The following is a 19713-nucleotide window of genomic DNA, read 5'->3' as shown; positions in this document are numbered from 1 at the left end:
TGCCTCCCGTAGGAGTCTGGGCCGTGTCTCAGTCCCAGTGTGGCTGGTCGTTCTCTCAAACCAGCTACAGATCGTCGGCTTGGTGAGCTTTTACCTCACCAACAACCTAATCTGATATCAGCCGCTCCAATCGCGCGAGGTTCTTGCGAATCCCCCGCTTTCATCCTTAGATCGTATGCGGTATTAGCGTAAATTTCTCTACGTTATCCCCCACGACTGGGCACGTTCCGATATATTACTCACCCGTTCGCCACTCTCGAGTATTGCTACTCTACCGTTCGACTTGCATGTGTAAGGCATGCCGCCAGCGTTCAATCTGAGCCAGGATCAAACTCTTTAGTTTAATCACTGCAATATTTCAACTCCGCACATTGCTGCGCGAAGAAAACTCATAAAAACGGAATTGATGAGAAATCTTGACGATTTCACATTTTCTATCTCTATGAGCGTTTAAAGTCAAAAGACTTTGACTTCTCCCGGTTAACCGAAGTCAACCAAAAGACGTCTGGCAATCGCCTTCAAACGCCCATACTTATCGGCTGTAAATTTTTAATGATCCTGACTACTTTCGTCACCGCTTGGCGGCTTCGTTTTCGTCGTTAGCTGTAATCAGCCGAGCCTTTGATTATGACATGTTTTTTAACAAACCGTCAAGCCAAAGGGCTTTTTATTTTTTACTGGTCTTGCTTGCAAACCTTCTTTTTGGAAGCGATTTCTTGTGAAATCCGTTTGCTTGCTGCACTCAGCAGAGCCTCAAATTATATACCGGTTTTTTCATTTCGGTCAACAAAAAATTTCTTTTTTGTCTGCCTGCTGTCGGTGCCGATTTCTGCTGTTTTCATCCTTCGATGAAAGCCGCGAATTCCGGTACCTCAAACCTGCTTTGAGGATGTTGACTGCGATCAGTCGAGCCTTAGATTCTATACCGGTTTTTTAGCACCAGTCAAAACAAATTGAAAATTTGTATTTTTTATCTTCAAGGCCCACCAACTGATGCGCGACTTCACTTGAAAGAGGTCCTGCACCAGCTGAGCCAGTGACTATAGCACGGTCGGCCTGCCCCGGCCGGCGCGATCCTTATCCCTAGAGGGGCAGGCTTCGCAGGCGCTTGCCATTCAGGGCAAACAGGGCGTTGGCTACTGCCGGAGCCAGGGGTGGCACCCCTGGCTCGCCAACGCCACCAGGGGGGCGCGTGCTCGGCAGGATGTAGGTATCCACCTGGGGCGTCTGTTCCATAGCCAGGATCGGGTAATCGCCGAAGTTCTTTTGTTGCACCACACCTTCATGGATATCAATTTTCCCGTGCAGGGCCGCGCTGAGGGCAAACACCACAGCGCCTTCCATTTGCTGCGCAACAATGCCGGGGTTAACCACCGAACCGCAATCTATGGCGCACACCACGCGGTGGACGCGCAGCCGCCCGCCGGCCGCCGACACCTCTGCCACCTGCGCCACGATGGTTCCAAACGATTCATGCAGGGCGATGCCCCGGGCCCGCCCTGCCGGCAGAAGGCGGTCCCAGCCGGCCTGACTGGCGACCAAATCCAGCACTGCCAGATGGCGCGGCGCCTGTGCGAGCAGTTGACGCCGCAGCGCCAGCGGGTCCTGTTTCAGCTCAAAAGCCATCTCGTCGATGAAACTTTCCGAAAAAAACGCATTGTGCGAATGTCCAACTGATCGCCAGAAGCCAACCGGCACACCTTTGCGCGTGGCCACATGCGACATAAGCTGACTGGGAATGCCATAGGGCAGGTCAAACAAACCTTCTACCGTGGTTTTGTCTGGCAGATCGACCGGCCCGGCCAGCAGGGGAATGGCGCGCTCCCTCCAGCGCGGACTGATCGCGTCGCCGGCCGACTTGATGCTCAGGCTGCTGAGCTGGCCCTGCCCATCCACCGCAGCGCGCAGTCGCGCCACATGCATGGGCCGGTAAAAATCGTGGGTGGTGTCTTCTTCGCGCGACCAGATCAGCTGCACCGGCCGGCCCCCGCAGGCCATCGCCACACGAACCGCCTGGGCGATGTAGTCCAGCTCCAGCCGGCGCCCAAAGCCACCGCCCAGCAATGTCACGGTCAGGCTGACGTCCTGTTGGGCCACCCCCGCCACCCGGGCAGCAATGGCGGCGCCCATTTGCGGCACCTGGGTCGGCGCCCAGACAAAGACCTTGCCATCCTTGACCTGCGCGGTGCAATTCATCGGCTCCAGCGTGGCATGTGCCACGTAGGGCGCGCGGTACAGCGCCTCCACACGGCGCACGGCACCCGCTTCAGCCTGCGCCACGTCACCCTGTTCATGAAACGTGAATCCGGCTTCGTCACGAAGTGCTGCTTCCAGCTCCTGCTCTATCTGCCGGGAATCGAGAGCGCCCGCTGGCCGCTGCTGCCAGTCCACCGCCACAGCCTGGGCGGCCTGCTGCGCCTGCCACCAGCTTTTGGCCACCACCGCAAAACCTGCGGTGGACCCGGCATACGCAGGCAAAGGCAGCAGGCGCTCGACACCCGGCATGGACTGCGCGGTATGGGTGGCGATGGCGCCCGGCGCACCGCCCAGCATGGGACACAGCCGAATGGCCGCGTACAACATGCCGGGCAGGCGCACGTCCAGCCCGAACCGGGCGGTGCCGTTGACTTTGCCCGGGATATCGCCGCGCGGCGCGCTCTGGCCGATCACCTTCCAGTCCTTGCGATCCTTCAACCTGACGGTACCCGGCGGAGTGGCCGCAGCAAATTTGGCCAGCTCGCCATAGTGGGCAGATTTGCCAGAGGGATGCGACACCACCCCATTGCTCACCGTAAATTCATCCACCGGCAAGCGCCACTGCAGCGAAGCGGCGCCCAGCAAAGACGCTCGCGCCGTCGCGGCGGCCGTACGCAGCGCCAGCCAGGCATCGGCCACGCTGCTGGAGCCCCCGGTGGCGTTAATGCCCAGTTCCCGCCCGACTTTGCCCGCCATCCATTCACCCACCTTGACCTTCAGAGGCCTGTTCTCCAGCTCCTGCGGGTGAAAAGGCAGGTTGGCCACCAACATGGCGACATTGCCGTACAGGGTGTCGGTGCCGGCCTGCTCCAGCCGTATGCGCGCCAGCGCCACATCCAGTTCCTCTGCCGCCAGCATGGCAAGCGCAGTATGTACGCCCTGCCCCATCTCGCTGCGCGGCATGGCCAGCACCACCGCACCATCGGGCAATATTTTTATCCAGCCATTGAGCGCCACCTCGCCCTCCGCCCGCGGCCACAGGCGCCCGGACCCGGTGCGTGAGCGCTGCGGCAACACGCCCCATCCCACCACCAGGGCGCCAGCCGCGCCAGCCGCACTGAGCATCCAGGTCCTTCTTTTCATGCGCGCTTTCTGGTCACAGGGCGCACGGGGGTCATGCCCGCAGCCTGTTTGATGGCTGCCCGCACCCGCTGGTAGGTTCCACAGCGGCAAATATTGGTCATGGCCGCATCAATGTCGGCATCAGAGGGCTTGGGCGTCTTTTCGAGCAATGCCGCTGCCGCCATCAGCATGCCGGACTGGCAATAGCCGCACTGCGGCACCTGCTGCGCTATCCAGGCGCGTTGCAGGGCATGCGGTTTTTCAGCCGTGCCCAGCGCTTCAATGGTCTGGATGCGTTTGCCAACCAGCGTGGACGCGGGTGTGACGCAGGAGCGCACCGCCTGGCCGTCCACCCGCACGGTGCAGGCACCGCAGGCCGCCACACCGCAGCCAAACTTGGTGCCAGTCATGTTGAGCAGGTCGCGCAGCACCCAGAGCAGGGGCATGGCGGGATCGGCATCCACCTGCAGGGCCTGGCCGTTGATCTGAAGTTCCATAGACACACGCTTCCGTTGTTTACGCACAGCCTGCAGGCCAAGGGTGAAATTGCACTATAGCGATCAGAGTCAGCCGGCCAAAGCCCGAAAACCAGCATGCGAAATCGCACACCCGGATAATCCCTGACAACATGGCATTAATTACACTTCTTGACGCTCAACTCGCTTTTGGGCACGTCGCCCTGCTGGACCACGCAGATTTTTCCCTGGAACCCGGCCAGCGCATCGGCCTGATCGGCCGCAACGGCACCGGCAAATCCTCGCTGCTCAAAATCCTGGCCGGGCTGGAAAAGCCCGACGACGGCACATTGCAGTTGCAGCAAAACCTGCGCATCGCCTACGTGCCGCAAGAACCCAGTCTGGACCCGCACGCTACAGTTTTCATAGCTGCCAGCGCAGGACTGTCAAGGGTCAGACACATTGTTGAGCAGTATTTGGCAGCCGACGAACACACCGACCTGGACGCTCTGCAGTCGGAAATCGAGGCACTGGACGGCTGGAACTGGGAGCAGCGCGTCGAGGAAACCCTGCACCGCCTGCACCTGGACAAGGACGCCATCGTCGGCTCGCTGTCCGGCGGCACCAAAAAACGCGTGGCGCTGGCCCAGGCGCTGGTCGCCAAGCCCGATGTACTGCTATTGGATGAGCCGACCAACCACCTGGACCTCGATTCCATCGCCTGGCTGGAAGAGCTGCTGGTCAACTTCAACGGCAGCATCATCACCATCACCCATGACCGGGCCTTTCTGGACCAGGTCGCCACCGCCATTGTGGAGCTGGATCGCGGCAAACTGCTGACCTACCCCGGCAACTTCGCCCAGTACCTGATTCAAAAAGAAGACCAGATGGCGCAGGAAGCCGTCATCAACGCCAAGGCCGACAAGCTGCTGGCGCAGGAAGAAATCTGGATCCGCAAGGGCGTGGAAGCGCGCCGCACCCGCAGCGTGGCCCGCATCGGCCGGCTTGAAGTCCTGCGCGACAGCCGGGCCTCGCGGCGCGATGCGGTGGGGCGCGTGAATCTGGACGTCTCAAGCGGCGAGAAAAGCGGCAAGATCGTGGCCGAACTGACCGAAGTGAGCAAAAGCTTCGGCCACCCGGGCAGCGAAAAAATCATCGTCAACAAGTTCAGCGGCACCCTGCTGCGCGGCGACAAGGTGGGTCTGCTGGGCCCGAACGGCGCGGGCAAGACCACCTTGCTCAAGCTGATCCTGGGCGAATTGCAGCCCGACGTGACCACGCCGCCCGGCAAGATCCGCCAGGGCGCGAATCTGCGGGTCGCCTATTTCGACCAGATGCGCGACAGCCTGGACCTGGACGCCACGCTGGAAGATTTCATCAGCCCCGGCAGCGAGTGGGTGGAGATCAACGGCCAGAAAAAACACGTCAAGAGTTACCTGACCGACTTCTTGTTTTCACCGGCACGCGCCAACTCGCCGGTGCGCACACTATCAGGCGGCGAGCGCAACCGCCTGCTGCTGGCGCGCCTGTTTGCGCGGCCGGCCAATGTGCTGGTGCTGGACGAGCCGACCAACGACCTGGACATCGACACGCTGGAGCTACTGGAAGACCTGCTGCAAAACTACGAAGGCACCGTCTTTTTGGTCAGCCATGACAGGCGCTTTCTGGACAACGTGGTCACCAGCACGATTGCCTACGAAGGCACACCCGAGAACCCGGGCTTCTGGCGCGAGTACGAAGGCGGCGTGACGGACTGGTTGACCCAGTCCAAACGCGCGGCGCAGCTGGCCGGCGGCGGCAAAACCCCGGCGCCTCCCGCCAGCGCCAAAGCTGCAGGCAAAAACACACCCGAGCCCAAGAAGGACGGGCGTGAGCAGCTATCAAAAAAGAAGCTGAGTTACAAAGAGCAACGAGAGCTGGAGGGCCTGCCGGCACTGATCCAGCAGTTGGAGTCGCAGCAGAAAGCGATAACGCAGGAGTTGTTTGATGGCACGCTTTACACCAGCAACGCCAAACGTGCGGCCGAGCTCAACGCCCGCAACAGCAAAATTGAAGAAGAGCTGATGGCTGCGCTGCAGCGCTGGGAAACGCTGTCCAGTTAAGGTCTGTCGGGCAAAACACCTACAAGATCTCGCGTCCCTGGCGGGCGCCGATGAACCCGCCAGCCGCGCGCCCTGGGCTAAAGTGGCTACACCCCAACGCCCGCCCGCCGCATGCCCGCCTGCTCCGCACGATTTTCCCGTCTTTTTTTCTCGCCATGGCCAGCCATGCTGCTGGCGGCGACCTGGCTGACCGGCTGCGCCTCGCTGCCCAGCGAGGTGGAGCGACCCGTCAGCACTGCACTTGCCGCGCCGGGCGACACCGCCCTGGGCCGCGCAGTGCAGGCCCGCGCCGCCAAAGCAGGCACCCGCAACGACTCGGGTTTTGCGCTGGTCAACAGCGCCGAGCTGGCGTTTACCAGCCGCATGGCGCTGATTGGCGCCGCACAGAAAACGCTGGACATCCAGTATTACGCGATCCACGCCGACGAAACCACCGACCGCATGTTTGACGCCTTGCGGGCCGCAGCGGCGCGCGGCGTCCGCGTCCGCATCCTGCTGGATGACTTCAACACCGTCGGCAAAAATGCACAGGTGCTCAAGCTGGCATTCGAGAAAAACATAGACCTGCGGCTGTTCAACCCCCTGCCGGGTTCGCGCGCATCGCTGTTTTTCCGACTCCTGGCGTCGCTCAAGGATGTGGACCGCCTCCAGCGGCGCATGCACAACAAGATTTTTGTAGCCGACAACGCGGTGGCCATCACCGGCGGACGCAACCTCGGAGAAACCTATTTCGGTCAGGGCGAAGGCACCAACTTCATCGACGCCGACGTGCTGGCCGCGGGCCGCATCGTGCGCGAGCTGTCGCACAGCTTTGACCAGTACTGGAACAACCCGCTGGCCTACCCGGTGCAGTCGCTGCTGACACTCGAAGAGATAGCCGCGCTCAAGCCGCCACCAGGCCCAGCCGCCGGTCCTGCCAGTGCGCCGCCGTCTGGCGAAGCCGGGGCCGTGCCGCCGGCAGCTTCTGCGAAAGAGACGATTCGCACCACTACCAAACTCGACGGCTCCATCAGCGTCATTGAGCCCTTGCCGGACAGCACCAACCTGGCGCTGCTGGACTGGACCTGGGCCCCGTCCACCCTGCTGGTGGACAAGGCGTCGAAAATCGCGGCAGATGCGGATGTGATCGAGCAGGCCCAGGACACCACGGTGGACGGCCTGTTGAGCCTGATGGCGCAGGCCAACCGTGACCTGCTGGTGGTGTCACCCTACTTTGTGCCAGGCCAGCGCATGATGGACCAGTTGGCTGCCATCCGGCAAAAAGGGGTGCGCATCCGTGTGTTGACAAACTCGCTGGCGTCCAACGACGCACCGGCCGCCCATGTAGGTTATGCCCGCTACCGCAAGGCCCTGCTGGCCATGGGCATTGAGATTTACGAGATGCGCGCCGAGCAGGAAGGCACCGTTTCAAGCTTCAGCGGTCTGGGCAGCACGGGCTCGGCCAGCGGCTCACGCGCCAGCCTGCATTCGAAAATTGTGGTGCTGGACGACCAGTTGCTGGTAATCGGCTCCATGAACCTGGACCTGCGCTCGCAACTGCAAAACTCCGAGGTGGCCCTGGTCATCCGCAGCAAAAAACTCGCGGGCGAAACAGTGCGCCTGATTGAGCCAGCGCTGGCCACCGGCGCCTACAAGGTGGAGCTGATGGACGGCCAGCTGGTCTGGCGGGCGCCACAGGGCTCGCAGCTCAAGGACAGCCGGACCGAGCCAGACGCCAGCCTGGGGCTGCGGCTGGTGCTCAAGCTGATCGGGCCGTTTGCGCCGGAAGAAATGCTCTAGGAGTCTGGGCCGCCTCAAGCCTCTGGCGTGTCGGTGTCCCGCTGCCCGGTCAGCAGCCCCCTGCGTGCCGTTGTGGCCAGCGCCTGGTATTTGGTCCTGAAGGTATCCAGGGACTCCTCGTTGAGCTCCTCCAGATCCAGCAGCGCGTTGTGCGCGCCCTGGGTGGCGCGTATCAGTTCATCGAGTTTGATCTGTATCGCTTCGGTATCGCGGTTCTGCGAGTTCTGGATCAGGAACACCATCAGAAAGGTGACGATGGTGGTACCGGTGTTGATCACCAGCTGCCAGGTGTCGCTGAAGCCGAACAGCGGCCCCGTCACGATCCAGACGACGATCACCAGTGCGGCCATAAAAAAGGTGACCGGCCGCCCGGCATAGCGGGAAGCGGCTTTGGCCGTATTGGCATACCAGTTGTTGTTTGCCATAAAGGCCTCTCGTACAGGTTGAGTCGGAGTGGAGCAGGCAAGCTGCTACATGTTTAATAGCTGTCTGCGCCCGTTCGGCAAGGGCTGGAGGCCGAAAACGTACAACATTTTTACCCACAGCCAGAACGCGGCCTACTTCACGCCGTCGCGCAGGCGCGCAAACACCTTCCAGAAAGCCGCCTCCTGCGTCGTCGCAAAGTTGATGCGCATCAGGGTGCTGGGTTTGCGCACCGCGTGAAACAGGGCGCCGGGCGCAATCAGGTATCCCTCGTCCAGCATGCGCTGCGCCAAGGCGTCGGTGTCCACCCCGGTATCCACCCAGCCGAACAAACCGGCGGGCTCGGCCGCAAAGGTGCAGCCGTGTGCCAGCGCCAGCTTGGTGCTGCGGGCGCGTGCCTGGTCAAGCCGGGTGCGAATGCGTTCGGCGTGGCGGCGCAGCTGGCCCTGGTCGATACACCAGGCCATGGCTTTTTCCAGCAGGGCGGGCGTGGTGAGCGAGGCCAGCAGCTTGGTGTCCAGCAGGCGATCGACCAGCTCGGGCGGCGCCGCCAGGTAACCGACGCGCCAGCCCGGCGCCAGAATTTTGGCAAAGCCGCTGACATAAATCGTGCGCTGCAAGCCGTCCAGCGCGCACAGGCGGGTTGCGTGTTCGGGCGCCAGGTGGCTGTAGGTGTCGTCTTCAACAATATGGAAGTTGTGCTGATTGGCCAGTTGCAGCACGCGGTGCGCGCTGCCGGGCGTGAGGCAATAACCGGTGGGGTTGTGAAACACGCTGACACTGACAAACAGTTTGGGGCTGTGCAACTCACAATACTTCGCCATCACCTCCAGATCCGGGCCGTCGGCACGGCGCGGCACCGGCAAAATGCGCATGCCCATCGCGTCCAGGCGCGCAAATTCCACCGCCCAGCCAGGCTCTTCGACCATCACGCAGTTACCGGCGCGCAGCAGGCTGCGGCTGACAATGTCCAGCGCGTGGGTGGCGCCGACGGTGGTGATGATCTGCTCTGGCGCGGCAAACACATTGAGTGCGCTGAGCTTTTGCGACAGCGCGCGGCGCAGCCCGCTGTCGCCCATGGGTTCACCGTATTGCAGCGAAAACTCCCTCAGCGCCGACACACTGGTCACCTTGCGCACCGCCGTCTGCATGAAGCTGGTCTCCAGCCACTCCGAGGGAAACACCCCCATGCCTGGCTGCGGTTTGTTGTTGACCTTGTGAAACATGCCGCGTATCAGCGCGGTCGCATCCAGCGGCGCCTGCCGGGTCGCCATCCAGGTCGCGGTGCTCCAGCTGTTGAGCGGGGCTGGCATGGGCGGGTTGGCGTATTGAGCGTCAGTTGCTATTGTTTTGGTAGCTGCTTGCGCATGCGGGGCATGGGCTGGAGCTACATTTAGTGATGCATCCCGGACAAAAAAGCCGCGATTTTTATACGCCACCACCAGGCCCTGCGCCAGCAGCTGGTCGTAAGCCGCCACCACGGTGGAGACACTCACCCCCTGTTGCTCGGCGCACAGCCGCACCGAAGGCAGGCGTGCGCCCGGCGCCAGCAGACGGCTGCGGATACGCTCGGCAAAACGCGCGCAAAGTTGCTCGGTCAGCGACTGGGAAGCGGATTTCATCAACATGGCGTGGTTCTGCGTGGGGGTGGCTTTAGTCTGTGTGCTGACAACAAGACCAGCACAGTTCGGAAATTTGTACCCAAAACTGTATCGGTGGTGTGCTGGTTTGAACTATAAAGTCTGAAACATGAATTGGCAAGAATTTACCGCCCTGCTGGTGCTGGCGACCGCGATGAGCTTTTCGCCCGGCCCCAACACCACGCTGGCCGCCGCCCTGGCGGCCAACCACGGCCTGCGCCGCGCCATGCCTTTTGTCTGCGCGGTGCCGGTGGGCTGGGGCGTGCTGCTCAGCCTTTGCGCGCTGGGCCTGGGCGCGCTGCTCTTGGCCGTTCCATTACTGGGCCTTGCCGTCAAAGTGACAGGCGTGGCCTACCTGCTCTGGCTGGCTTCCAAAATTGCGCGCTCGCGCCAGCTCAGCGAGGTCGATGCAGAAAAAATGAACGTCGGCTTCTGGCAGGGCGCCGCGCTGCAGTTTGTCAACATCAAGGCCTGGATGCTGGCCCTCGCGATTGTCAGTGGCTGGATTGCCGGACGCCCCGATCCCGGCCTGCGTTTTGCCGTGGTACTGCCGGTCATGTTGGCATATGCGTTTGCCAGCAACCTGCTGTACGCCTGGGCCGGGTCATTGCTGCGCGAGTGGCTGTCCGGCCCCGGCGGAACAGGCCGACGCCTGCGCGGCTTCAACTTCGTGATGGCAGGCGTGCTGGTGGCCACTGCCTTGTGGATGGTGACGGTATGAACAGTCAGCAAGACCGGCAAGCCCTGCTCTGGGGCCTGGTAGGCGTGACCCTGTTTGCCGCCACCCTTCCCATGACCCGCCTGGCGGTCGGCACCGCCGAAGCACCCCAACTTTCTCCCTGGTTTGTCACCTTTGGCCGCGCTGCGGTGGCCGGTGTGCTGTCCATCGCCTACCTGTTGTGGCAACGCGCACAGGGGAGATTGCGGGTACCAAACCGGGCCGAGTGGCCCTTGATTGGCATCACGGCGTTTGGCGTGATCGTGGGTTTTCCGCTGTTTTTGGCGCTGGCATTGCGCCACGTGCCCAGCACACACGGTGCCGTGGTCACCGCCTTGCTGCCCTTGTCTACCGCTGTGCTGGGTGCGCTGTGGTTCAGGCAGCGCCCTTCCGCCGGTTTCTGGGCCTGCGCTGTGCTGGGCAGCGGGCTGGTGCTGGCCTACATGGTGTGGCGTGCGGGCGGTTTTTACCTGGGCGCGGCGAATATCTACCTGATCATCGCCATGACCACCGGCGCGTTTGGCTACATAGGCGGCGCGCGGCTCACGCCACGTCTGGGAGCCGAGCAGGTAATCTGCTGGGTCCTGGTAAGTTGCCTGCCCCTGACTTTGCCCATCGCCTGGCTGTTTGCACCGGCCGACTTTCTCGCCATTGCCGGCATGAGCTGGCTGGGGTTTGGGTATGTGGCCCTGTTTTCCATGTGGATAGGTTTTTTTGCCTGGTACCGGGCGCTGGCTTTGGGGGCGGTTCGCGTCAGCCAGATCCAGCTGGTGCAGCCATTTTTGAGCCTGTTGTTTGCCGTCCCGCTGGCGGGCGAGCAGTTGGACATGGTGACGCTGGTTTTTGCGCTGGCCGTGATTGCCACGGTCTATATGGGCAAGAAAATGCCGGTGCACGCCGCAGGAGCCCCCGCATGAAGATGAGCCACATTCCTTTTGAGACCACCGACTGGGCCACCGTGCCGCGAGTCGAACAAAGCGCCAAGGCCGGCCAGGCCTTCTGGCGCACCCGCCAGTGTGGCGACGTGCGTGTCCGCATGGTCGAGTACACGCCCGGCTATGTCTCCGACCACTGGTGCAACAAGGGCCACATTCTGCTGTGCCTGCAAGGCGAGCTGCATACCGAGCTGGACAACGGCACTGTGCATGTGCTGCGGCCAGGCATGAGTTACCAGGTAGCAGACGGCGCCGAGGCCCACCGCTCAAGCGCCCCGATTGGTGCCACACTGTTTATCGTCGACTGAACGCGCAAAAGTGTATAAAAAACCAGCCCAGGGAAAGACAACACCGATGGAGAAAAAACCCATGCCATGGATACAGGCTCAACGTGCTGAAAAAATGAACCCCTCGGTGATCCGCGAGATCCTCAAGGTCACTGAAAAGCCCGGCATCATCAGCTTTGCGGGTGGCCTGCCATCGCCCAAAACCTTTCCGGTCAGCGCCTTTCGCGAAGCCTGCGACAAGGTCCTGCGTGAAGACGGTCACGCTGCGCTGCAATATGCGGCCAGCGAGGGCTTTGCACCGCTGCGCGAGATGGTGGCAGCCATGCTGCCGTGGGAGATTGATCCGGCGCAGGTGCTGATCACCACTGGCTCGCAACAGGGCCTGGATCTGGTCGCCAAAATCCTGATTGACGCGGGCAGCAAGGTGCTGGTCGAAACCCCCACCTACCTGGGCGCGCTGCAGGCCTTCACGCCCATGGAGCCGGCCATCGTCAGCGTCGCAAGCGACGACGAAGGTGTGGACATCACCGACCTGAGCAGCAAGGCCGCTGGCGCGCGTTTCCTCTATGTGCTGCCCAACTTCCAGAACCCCACCGGCCGCACCATGAGCGAGGCGCGCCGCGCAGCGCTGAGCGGCGAAGCCGCGCGCCTGGGCCTGCCCATCGTCGAAGACAACCCCTACGGCGATCTGTGGTTTGATTCGCCGCCACCGCTGCCACTGACCGCGCGCAACCCCGACGGCTGTGTGTACCTGGGGTCGTTCTCCAAAGTGCTGGCACCCGGCTTGCGCCTGGGTTTTCTGGTGGCACCCAGGGCGCTGTACCCCAAGCTGTTGCAGGCCAAACAGGCCGCAGATCTGCACACACCGGGGTTCAACCAGCGCATGGTGGTCGAAACCATGAAGGACGGTTTTCTGGACCGGCACGTGCCGACCATACGCGCCCTGTACAAATCGCAGCGTGATGCCATGCTGGCCGCGTTAAAGCGCGAGATGCCCGCAGATGTGAGCTGGAACACGCCAGACGGCGGCATGTTTTTGTGGGCGCGCCTGCCGCAGGGCATGAGCGCTGTCGAGCTGCTGCCCCGGGCGGTTGAAAAAAATGTGGCCTTTGTGCCGGGCGCCGCGTTTTACGCCGACAAAGCCGACCCCCGCACCCTGCGCCTGTCTTTTGTGACCGCCAGCATTGAGCAGATCGCCACCGGTGTTGCGGCACTGGCGGCCGCCATACGCGAGAGCAGTGCCCACACGGCCGGTGTGACAGAAGTTGCGGAGGCGAAGTAGATGCTGAAGATCTGGGGGCGCATGAGCTCCATCAATGTCAAAAAAGTGGTGTGGACGGCGCAGGAACTGGCGCTGGACTTCCAGCGCACCGAGGCCGGCGGCCTGTTTGGCGTGGTCAAGACTCCGGATTACATGGCCCTCAACCCCAACTCGCTGGTGCCGGTGATTGAAGACGACGGGTATGTGTTGTGGGAGTCGAATGTTGTTGTGCGTTACCTCTGCGCAAAACATTCGGCCGGCCAGATGTACCCCACCGACATACACGAACGGTTTGACGCCGAACGCTGGATGGACTGGCAGCAGACCACATTGAACCCGGCCAGCCGCGCAGGATTCTGGCAACTGGTACGTACGCCGCCCGATCAGCGCAACGACGCGCTGGTGGCCGAATCAAATGCAGCGGTAGAGGCGCTGATGGCCACGCTGGATGCACACCTGGCGCAGCGCAGCTTCATGGTGGGCGAGCGCTTCACCGTGGCCGACATCCCGCTGGCCTGTGAAGTCCACCGCTGGTTCGGCCTGCCGCAAACGCGTCAAAGCCGGCCCCACATCGAACGCTGGTACGCCGGCCTGTGCGCGCGGCAAGCCAGCAAAGGTGTGCTGGACATGGCGCTTTCCTGAATTTTTGATCTCCCGGAATGCCCATGAAAACCAGGCCCTTCAAACAAGTAGACGTCTTCACGGCCCGCCCCTACTTCGGCAACCCGCTGGCGGTGGTGCTCGATGGCCGCGACCTGGACGACGAGACCATGCAGCGTTTTGCAAAGTGGACCAACCTGTCGGAAACCACCTTTGTACTGCCGCCCACAGACCCTGCAGCCGATTACCGCGTGCGTATCTTCACGCCCGGCGGCGAGCTGCCTTTTGCCGGCCACCCGACGCTGGGCACATGCCACGCGTGGCTACAGGCCGGCGGCCAGCCCAAACGCAGCGACTGTATCGTGCAGCAAAGCCAGATCGGACTGGTGCAGGTGCGGCAGGCCGGCGAGCGCCTGGCTTTTGCAGCACCACCGCTGAAGCGCTCCGCCATCAGCCCTGGGGTGCTGGCCCAAATTGCCGCAGCGCTTGATCTGAAAGCGCAGCAGATCACTGCCGCCCAGCTGCTCGACAACGGGCCAGTCTGGCTGGGTTTGCTGCTGGACAGCGCCGACACCGTGCTGCAAATCGAGCCCGACCACCTGGCGCTCAAAAACATAGGCATCAAAGTAGGCGTAGTCGGCGCCCATGATGCGTCGGCAGCTCCCCTTTTGATATCACGTGCCAACCGCGAGGCGCGCGCGTTTGCCGGCGCCACGCCGGAAGCCGGCAACGGTCTGGACGCGCCAGACTTTGAAGTCCGCGCCTTTGCGGCCCCGCTGGGCATCAACGAAGACCCGGTCACGGGCAGCCTCAACGCCAGCCTGGCACAGTGGCTGATCGCCGAGGGCCATGCGCCCGGGCGTTACCTGGCCGCCCAGGGTACGTGCCTGGGCCGAAGCGGGCGGGTACACATCACGCGTGACGCCGCCGGGCAGGTCTGGGTGGGCGGCGAGTCGGTCACCTGTGTGGAAGGCTCGGTGCTGCTCTGATGAAAGCGCAAGTCGATCATCTGGTCATCGTCGCCGCCAGTCTGGCGCAGGGGGTGGCCTGGTGTGAACAAACACTGGGCATCACACCGGGGCCAGGCGGCGAACACCCGCTGATGGGCACACACAACCGGCTTTTCAGCATTGCCAGCCCGGCCTATCCACGCGCTTATTTTGAAATCATCGCCCTGCAGCCGGGCATCACACCGACGCGTGCAACCGGCCTGCAGCGCTGGTTTGACATGGACGACGCCATGCTGCAAAGCCGCGTGGCCAGCGCCGGGCCGCAGCTGGTTCACTTTGTGGCCAGCGTGGGCAGCGTAGTGTCAGCGGTCAAGGCGCTTGCCGTGCTGGGGTTGGACCGGGGACGCGTGGTGGAGGCTTCGCGCCAGACCGACAGCGGCTTGCTGAGTTGGCGCATCACCGTGCGCGACGACGGCCAGCGGCTTTTTTATGGCGGCCTGCCGACGCTGATCCAGTGGGGTGACGCCGCTACAGACCCGGCGCTGGCGTCGCACCCGCTGGACGCGATGCCAGCCTCGGGCGTCACCCTGCAGGCGCTGCACGTGCAGCACCCGCGCCCGGACAGTCTGCAAAAGGCCCACACCGCCATCGGGCTGGCTGGTGTCGACGTCCGGCCCGGCCCGCCCAACCTGGTGGCCACACTGCAAACACCGCGCGGCCTGGTCACGCTGGAATCAAAAGGAATCTGAATGTACCGAACGCAAGCGCTTGCGCCGTCCGCCACCCCACCCGTCACCGACCTGCCCGACCTTCAGACCATCGAACACGCTGCCCGCGTGGTCTACCGCGAATTCCAGGCCACGCCGCAATACCGCTGGGGGCTGTCCAGCCAGCGCCTGGGTACCGACTGCTGGATCAAGCATGAGAACCACACACCCGTCGGCGCCTTCAAGATACGCGGTGGCCTGACTTATTTTGATGCACTCAAGCAGCTCGGCACGCTGCCGAAGGAAGTCATCAGCGCCACCCGTGGCAACCATGGCCAAAGCATAGGCTGGGCGGCACGTGCACACGGCGTGGCCTGCACCATCGTGGTTCCGCAGGGCAACTCGCTGGAGAAAAATGCCGCCATGCGTGCACTCGGCGTGACGCTGATCGAGCACGGCGAAGACTTTCAGGAAAGCCGCGAACACGCCATGGCGCTGTCTGCAGAGCGCGGCGCCCACATGGTGCCGAGTTTTCATGCAGATCTGCTCAGCGGTGTCAGTACCTATTGGTGGGAGTTCATGCTGGCCGTGCCGCAGCTCGACGTGGTGTATGTGCCCATCGGCCAGGGCTCGGGCGCTTGCTCGGCGATTGCCGCCAAGCTGGCGCTGGGCCGCCACTTGCGCATCGTCGGTGTGGTCAGCGCCCATGCCACCACCTATGCCGATTCCCTGGCCGCCGGCCGCGTCGTCGAGGCGCCAGTGACGACGCAGCTGGCCGACGGCATGGCCTGCCGCATTGCCGACCAGAAAGCGCTGGACATCATCGCGCCGCACATTGATCACATCGTGAAAGTAACCGATGACGAAGTGGCGCAGGCCATGCGCGATCTTTACGCCGACACCCACAACGTCGCTGAGGGCGCCGGTGCCGCCAGTTTTGCCGCCGCCATGCAGCAGCGTGCACAGCTCAAAGGTCAGGTGGTGGGCACCACGCTGTGTGGCGGCAATGTGGACAGCGCCACTGTCGCCAAGGTATTGAGCCCCCACACTTCTCGCTTTGCGTAGTGCGCTGCCCCCCAAGGGGGCGCTGCGCCTGCGGACTGGCAAAGCCAGATCCGCGGCCCCTGCTTGAAAATTTCTGGTCCTTGTCGCCCTGGCGTCTTGAACGGGATCTCCCAGTCCCGCGCGTGACTAAATGCAGCTGCGATGAGCGCCACAATTTGAGCCATGGGAACCCTCTACCTCGTGCGCCACGGCCAGGCCTCGTTTGGCGCTGACGACTATGACGTGCTCAGCCCCATGGGGTATCAGCAAAGTGTGCGTCTCGGTGAGTACTTCAAATACAAAGGCCTGAGTTTTGAGGCGGCCTTCACTGGCACCCTGCAACGCCAGATGAAAACCTTTGCCGGCATCTGCGAGGGCATGGGCGTGGCGATGGATGCCGCGCAGCGGCCCGGCCTCAACGAGTACGACAGCGAAGCCGTGATCGGCGCCATCCATCCGCATAAGCTGGAGAAGCCGACCTCCCCAGAGATGTATCGCAGCCACTTCCGCCTGCTCAAGGATGGTTTGGCGCAATGGATGGCCGGGGTCGTCAGTCCCAGGGGCATGCCCAGCTACAACAACTTTGTGGCTGGAATCACCGGCGTGCTGGACCAGATTCGCGCCGCCCACACCGGCAATGTGCTGCTGGTCTCCAGCGGCGGGCCGATTGCCACCGCCGTGGGCCATGTACTGGGCACCGCGCCCGAAACCACGATCGAGCTGAACCTGCGCATACGCAATTGCTCGCTGACCGAGTTTGCCTTCACGCCCAAGCGCCACATGCTGGTGACCTACAACACGCTGCCGCATCTGGATGCGCCCGAACACGCAAGCTGGATCACCTACGCGTAATCATTCTGCTATTATTTTTATAGCTGATTGCACCGATCACCAAAGGGCTGAAGGCCAAAAAGATCTCTTGGCTATTCTGAAGCGCCGCGTCAACGGCCTGCGCTGCCGCTGACACGCCAGATCACATTGCCCACGTCGTCGGCCACCAGCAATGCGCCGCGCTTGTCCATCGCCACACCAACCGGCCGGCCATAGGCCTTGCCCTCGGGGCTCAAGAATCCGGTCAGCACATCTACCGGCAAACCATCTGGTTTTGCGGCCTTGAAAGGCACAAACACCACCTTGTAACCACTGTGCGGCTTGCGGTTCCACGAGCCATGTTCGCCCACAAACACACCGTTTGACAAAGCTGCAGGCAGGTTGCTGCCTTCTGCAAACGCCATGCCCAGCGGCGCCACGTGGTTGCCCAGCGCATAGTCAGGTACCACGGCCCTGGCCACCAGATCGGGGCGCGGCGGCGTCACACGCACATCCACGTTTTTGCCGTAGTAGCTGTAAGGCCAGCCGTAAAACGCACCGTCTTTCACCGAGGTCAGGTAGTCGGGCACCAGGTCGCTGCCAATTTCGTCGCGCTCGTTCACCACCGTCCAGAGTGTGCCGTCAGGCGCCCAGCCCATGCCGTTGGGGTTGCGCAGGCCCGAAGCGAACAGGCGGCGGGTGTTGGTTTTGGGATCGACCTCCAGGATGGCGGCGCGGTCCACTTCGATGTCCATGCCGTTTTCACCCGCGTTGCTGTTCGAGCCCACGGTCACATACAGCTTGCTGCCGTCGCGGCTGGCAATGACATTTTTGGTCCAGTGGTGGTTGATGCCGGCCGGCAGGTCCACCACCTTGACCGGCGTGGCCGTGATCGCGGTCTGGCCGTCTTCATACGGCACCTTGACCAGCGCATCCGCATTGGCGATGAACAGCTCCTTGCCGACCAGCGCCATGCCGAAGGGGGAGAACAGGCCCTGCATGAAGACCGTGCGGGTTTCGGCCACGCCGTCACCGTCCACATCGCGCAGCAAGGTGATGCGGTTGGCACTCGGCACCCCAGCGCCGGCTCGTTTCATCACCAGACCGGTGATCCAGCCCTTCAAACTAAAGCTGCTGTCTGCCTTGGGCGGCTTGTTGCTCTCGGCCACCAGTACATCGCCATTGGGCAAGACGTAGACCCAGCGCGGGTGGTCCAGCCCGCTTGCCAGCGCGGTCACCCGCAGCCCGGCGGTAGCCGTCGGCATCACACCCGCAGGCCAGCCCGTGGCCTCGGCAATCAGCACAGTGGGAAACAGGGTTTTGACAGGCGCCGGCAAAGTCGGAGTGGCCCCCATGTCGGCGCCAGCCGGCAGTTTGGCGGTGTCGCCGCAGGCCGTCAGGCCCGCAGACAGCAAGAGGCCGGACAGCACCCAGGTCAAAGGCGCGCGAGCGGAACGTGGGAGTGCGAGTAGTGGCATGAAACACCTTGGGAATGAGCGCGCCTGTGTGGCACAACATTCCTCAGTCTGGCATAGCAGGCGCATGTCGGCTGTCGGCAACCGGGCCGGGCATCTGTCAGTGGGGGTATCGCGGCAGCTTCACCCCAAGGCCGGTAGCTGGCTGACCTCGCGCAGCAAAGCGGCCAGGGCCTGCCCGCTGGCCTGCAGCACCGCCGTACCTTTTTCAGCCGTGGCCGCCGCCGCGTTGCCGGCAGCGCCCTGCGGATGGAGGTCCTGCGCGGCCCAGGCCAGCTTGGCACTGCTGCCGTTGCCCAAAATCGCGTATTGCTGGGCCCGGTCCTGGCTGCTGGAGTGAAAGTTCTGCGCCTTGGCCATGTCCACCCGCGCCGGATGCAGGGCCAGCATCATGGAGGTTTCCACATCGCCGCCGTGTACCCCAAAACGTTCTTCATCGGGGCCAAACAGCTGCCGTACATCGGCCGGCATGGGCAGGCTGAAGGTGTTGACGGTGAAGACCGTGAGGGCAAAACGTGCCCGCAACTCCCGGCCCACAATGTCCAGCGTAGAGACATTGCCGCCGTGTGCGTTCAGGAACACCAGCTTTTTGATACCGCTGCGCGCCACACATTCACCCAGATCCATCCAGCTTTGAATCAGCGTGGCCGCGCCCACTGTCAGCGTGCCCGGAAAAGCCACATGTTCAATGCTGCGCCCCACAGCCTGGGTGGGCAAAAACAGCACCGGTGCGCCGGCCAGGTGCGGCAGGCAATGCGCGATCACGCCATTGACCAGGTCGGTGTCCACACTGAGCGGCAGGTGCGGGCCATGCTGCTCAATGGCGGCCACTGGCAATACGGCGATGGTTCGCGCCAGGTCCAGGCGGGCGAAGTCGGGGCTTTTGAGGTCGGCCCAGAAGTGGGAGGAGGGAGCGGTTGGAGTCATTGGCGCATTTTGAGGCCATTCTGCTGTGGCGGGGTGCCGCAGTGCGTGGAGGGCTAGTTGAAGCTTTCTTTGCTTCTGCCCTTAGTGGTGTGCATGCTGGCCGGGTCTCGCCCCGGCGGGCGACTCACTTTCTCTTGCGTCGCTGTATAGACCGGAGACATGGGAAACAGGTGTGCGGAGACATAGGAAACACCTTGGAATCTCATCAGGCTTGCGTCAGGGTATTCAAGTCGAGCCGCATGAAGCGGTGGTGACAGAAGAACACATCGTAGCAACCGTCGG

General features: G+C 62.7%; 17 protein-coding genes and 1 rRNA gene. 11 read left to right on the top strand and 7 right to left on the bottom strand.

The features are described from left to right. The 3 genes from Q8L50_RS05300 to Q8L50_RS05290 form a co-directional block, all read right to left on the bottom strand. Window positions 1-343, bottom strand: a 16S ribosomal RNA gene (locus tag Q8L50_RS05300); the annotation flags it as partial. Between the two features lie 740 nt (window positions 344-1083). Then, window positions 1084-3339 (bottom strand): molybdopterin cofactor-binding domain-containing protein, encoded by a 2256-nt coding sequence (locus tag Q8L50_RS05295; RefSeq protein WP_305347617.1) that lies wholly within the window; start codon window positions 3337-3339, stop codon window positions 1084-1086. Beyond that, the gene (locus Q8L50_RS05290) at window positions 3336-3815 is read right to left on the bottom strand and encodes a (2Fe-2S)-binding protein (protein WP_305347618.1); all 480 of its coding nucleotides are present in this window, start codon (window positions 3813-3815) and stop codon (window positions 3336-3338) included. The genes Q8L50_RS05295 and Q8L50_RS05290 overlap by 4 nt, the downstream gene beginning before the upstream one ends. Window positions 3816-3946: 131 nt before the next feature. On the opposite strand from Q8L50_RS05290, the gene Q8L50_RS05285 reads away from it, so the two are divergent. Continuing rightward, window positions 3947-5875 carry an ATP-binding cassette domain-containing protein gene (locus Q8L50_RS05285; RefSeq protein ID WP_305347616.1) on the top strand — a complete coding sequence of 643 codons (1929 nt, stop codon included), beginning with the start codon at window positions 3947-3949 and terminating at the stop codon, window positions 5873-5875. 111 nt (window positions 5876-5986) lie between these two features. Then, a complete protein-coding gene (locus Q8L50_RS05280; protein WP_305347615.1) occupies window positions 5987-7654 on the top strand; it encodes a phospholipase D family protein in 1668 nt (555 codons plus the stop codon). Between the two features lie 14 nt (window positions 7655-7668). On the opposite strand, the gene Q8L50_RS05275 is transcribed toward Q8L50_RS05280, so the two are convergent. Together Q8L50_RS05275 and Q8L50_RS05270 are read right to left on the bottom strand one after the other, a co-directional pair. After that, the gene (locus tag Q8L50_RS05275; RefSeq protein WP_305347614.1) at window positions 7669-8079 is read right to left on the bottom strand and encodes a low affinity iron permease family protein; all 411 of its coding nucleotides are present in this window, start codon (window positions 8077-8079) and stop codon (window positions 7669-7671) included. 132 nt (window positions 8080-8211) lie between these two features. Beyond that, window positions 8212-9705 (bottom strand): PLP-dependent aminotransferase family protein, encoded by a 1494-nt coding sequence (locus Q8L50_RS05270; protein ID WP_305347613.1) that lies wholly within the window; start codon window positions 9703-9705, stop codon window positions 8212-8214. Between the two features lie 121 nt (window positions 9706-9826). Between Q8L50_RS05270 and Q8L50_RS05265 the strand changes: the two genes are divergently transcribed. From Q8L50_RS05265 to Q8L50_RS05225, 9 genes are all read left to right on the top strand, one after another. Continuing rightward, a complete protein-coding gene (locus Q8L50_RS05265) occupies window positions 9827-10438 on the top strand; it encodes a LysE family translocator (protein ID WP_305347612.1) in 612 nt (203 codons plus the stop codon). Beyond that, the gene (locus Q8L50_RS05260; protein WP_305347611.1) at window positions 10435-11352 is read left to right on the top strand and encodes a DMT family transporter; all 918 of its coding nucleotides are present in this window, start codon (window positions 10435-10437) and stop codon (window positions 11350-11352) included. The genes Q8L50_RS05265 and Q8L50_RS05260 overlap by 4 nt, the downstream gene beginning before the upstream one ends. After that, window positions 11349-11678, top strand: coding sequence for a DHCW motif cupin fold protein (locus Q8L50_RS05255; protein ID WP_305347610.1), 330 nt, complete (start codon window positions 11349-11351; stop codon window positions 11676-11678). Before Q8L50_RS05260 ends, Q8L50_RS05255 begins: the two co-directional genes overlap by 4 nt. Before the next feature lie 61 nt (window positions 11679-11739). Continuing rightward, window positions 11740-12939 (top strand): PLP-dependent aminotransferase family protein, encoded by a 1200-nt coding sequence (locus tag Q8L50_RS05250; RefSeq protein WP_305347609.1) that lies wholly within the window; start codon window positions 11740-11742, stop codon window positions 12937-12939. After that, window positions 12940-13560 (top strand): glutathione S-transferase family protein, encoded by a 621-nt coding sequence (locus Q8L50_RS05245; RefSeq protein WP_305347608.1) that lies wholly within the window; start codon window positions 12940-12942, stop codon window positions 13558-13560. Between the two features lie 23 nt (window positions 13561-13583). Then, window positions 13584-14507 (top strand): PhzF family phenazine biosynthesis protein, encoded by a 924-nt coding sequence (locus Q8L50_RS05240; RefSeq protein WP_305347607.1) that lies wholly within the window; start codon window positions 13584-13586, stop codon window positions 14505-14507. Further along, window positions 14507-15217 carry a VOC family protein gene (locus Q8L50_RS05235; protein WP_305347606.1) on the top strand — a complete coding sequence of 237 codons (711 nt, stop codon included), beginning with the start codon at window positions 14507-14509 and terminating at the stop codon, window positions 15215-15217. The genes Q8L50_RS05240 and Q8L50_RS05235 overlap by 1 nt, the downstream gene beginning before the upstream one ends. Continuing rightward, window positions 15218-16240 carry a threonine dehydratase gene (locus tag Q8L50_RS05230; protein WP_305347605.1) on the top strand — a complete coding sequence of 341 codons (1023 nt, stop codon included), beginning with the start codon at window positions 15218-15220 and terminating at the stop codon, window positions 16238-16240. It abuts the gene before it with no gap. 162 nt (window positions 16241-16402) lie between these two features. Next, window positions 16403-17071 (top strand): histidine phosphatase family protein, encoded by a 669-nt coding sequence (locus Q8L50_RS05225; RefSeq protein WP_305347604.1) that lies wholly within the window; start codon window positions 16403-16405, stop codon window positions 17069-17071. 89 nt (window positions 17072-17160) lie between these two features. Here the strand turns inward: Q8L50_RS05225 and Q8L50_RS05220 are convergent, their stop codons facing one another. Then, entirely contained in the window at window positions 17161-18507 is a 1347-nt protein-coding gene (locus Q8L50_RS05220) for a sorbosone dehydrogenase family protein (RefSeq protein ID WP_305347603.1), read from the bottom strand. A gap of 120 nt (window positions 18508-18627) precedes the next feature. After that, on the bottom strand, window positions 18628-19431 hold the full coding sequence (locus tag Q8L50_RS05215; RefSeq protein ID WP_305347602.1) for a creatininase family protein: 804 nt from the start codon (window positions 19429-19431) through the stop codon (window positions 18628-18630). Window positions 19432-19713 lie beyond the last annotated feature (282 nt).

Origin of the sequence: Polaromonas sp., from assembly GCF_030680935.1 — a bacterium.
Lineage (GTDB): Bacteria > Pseudomonadota > Gammaproteobacteria > Burkholderiales > Burkholderiaceae_C > Polaromonas.
Note: the sequence above shows the minus strand (reverse complement) of the source record. Positions and strands in the feature narration are given on the sequence as shown.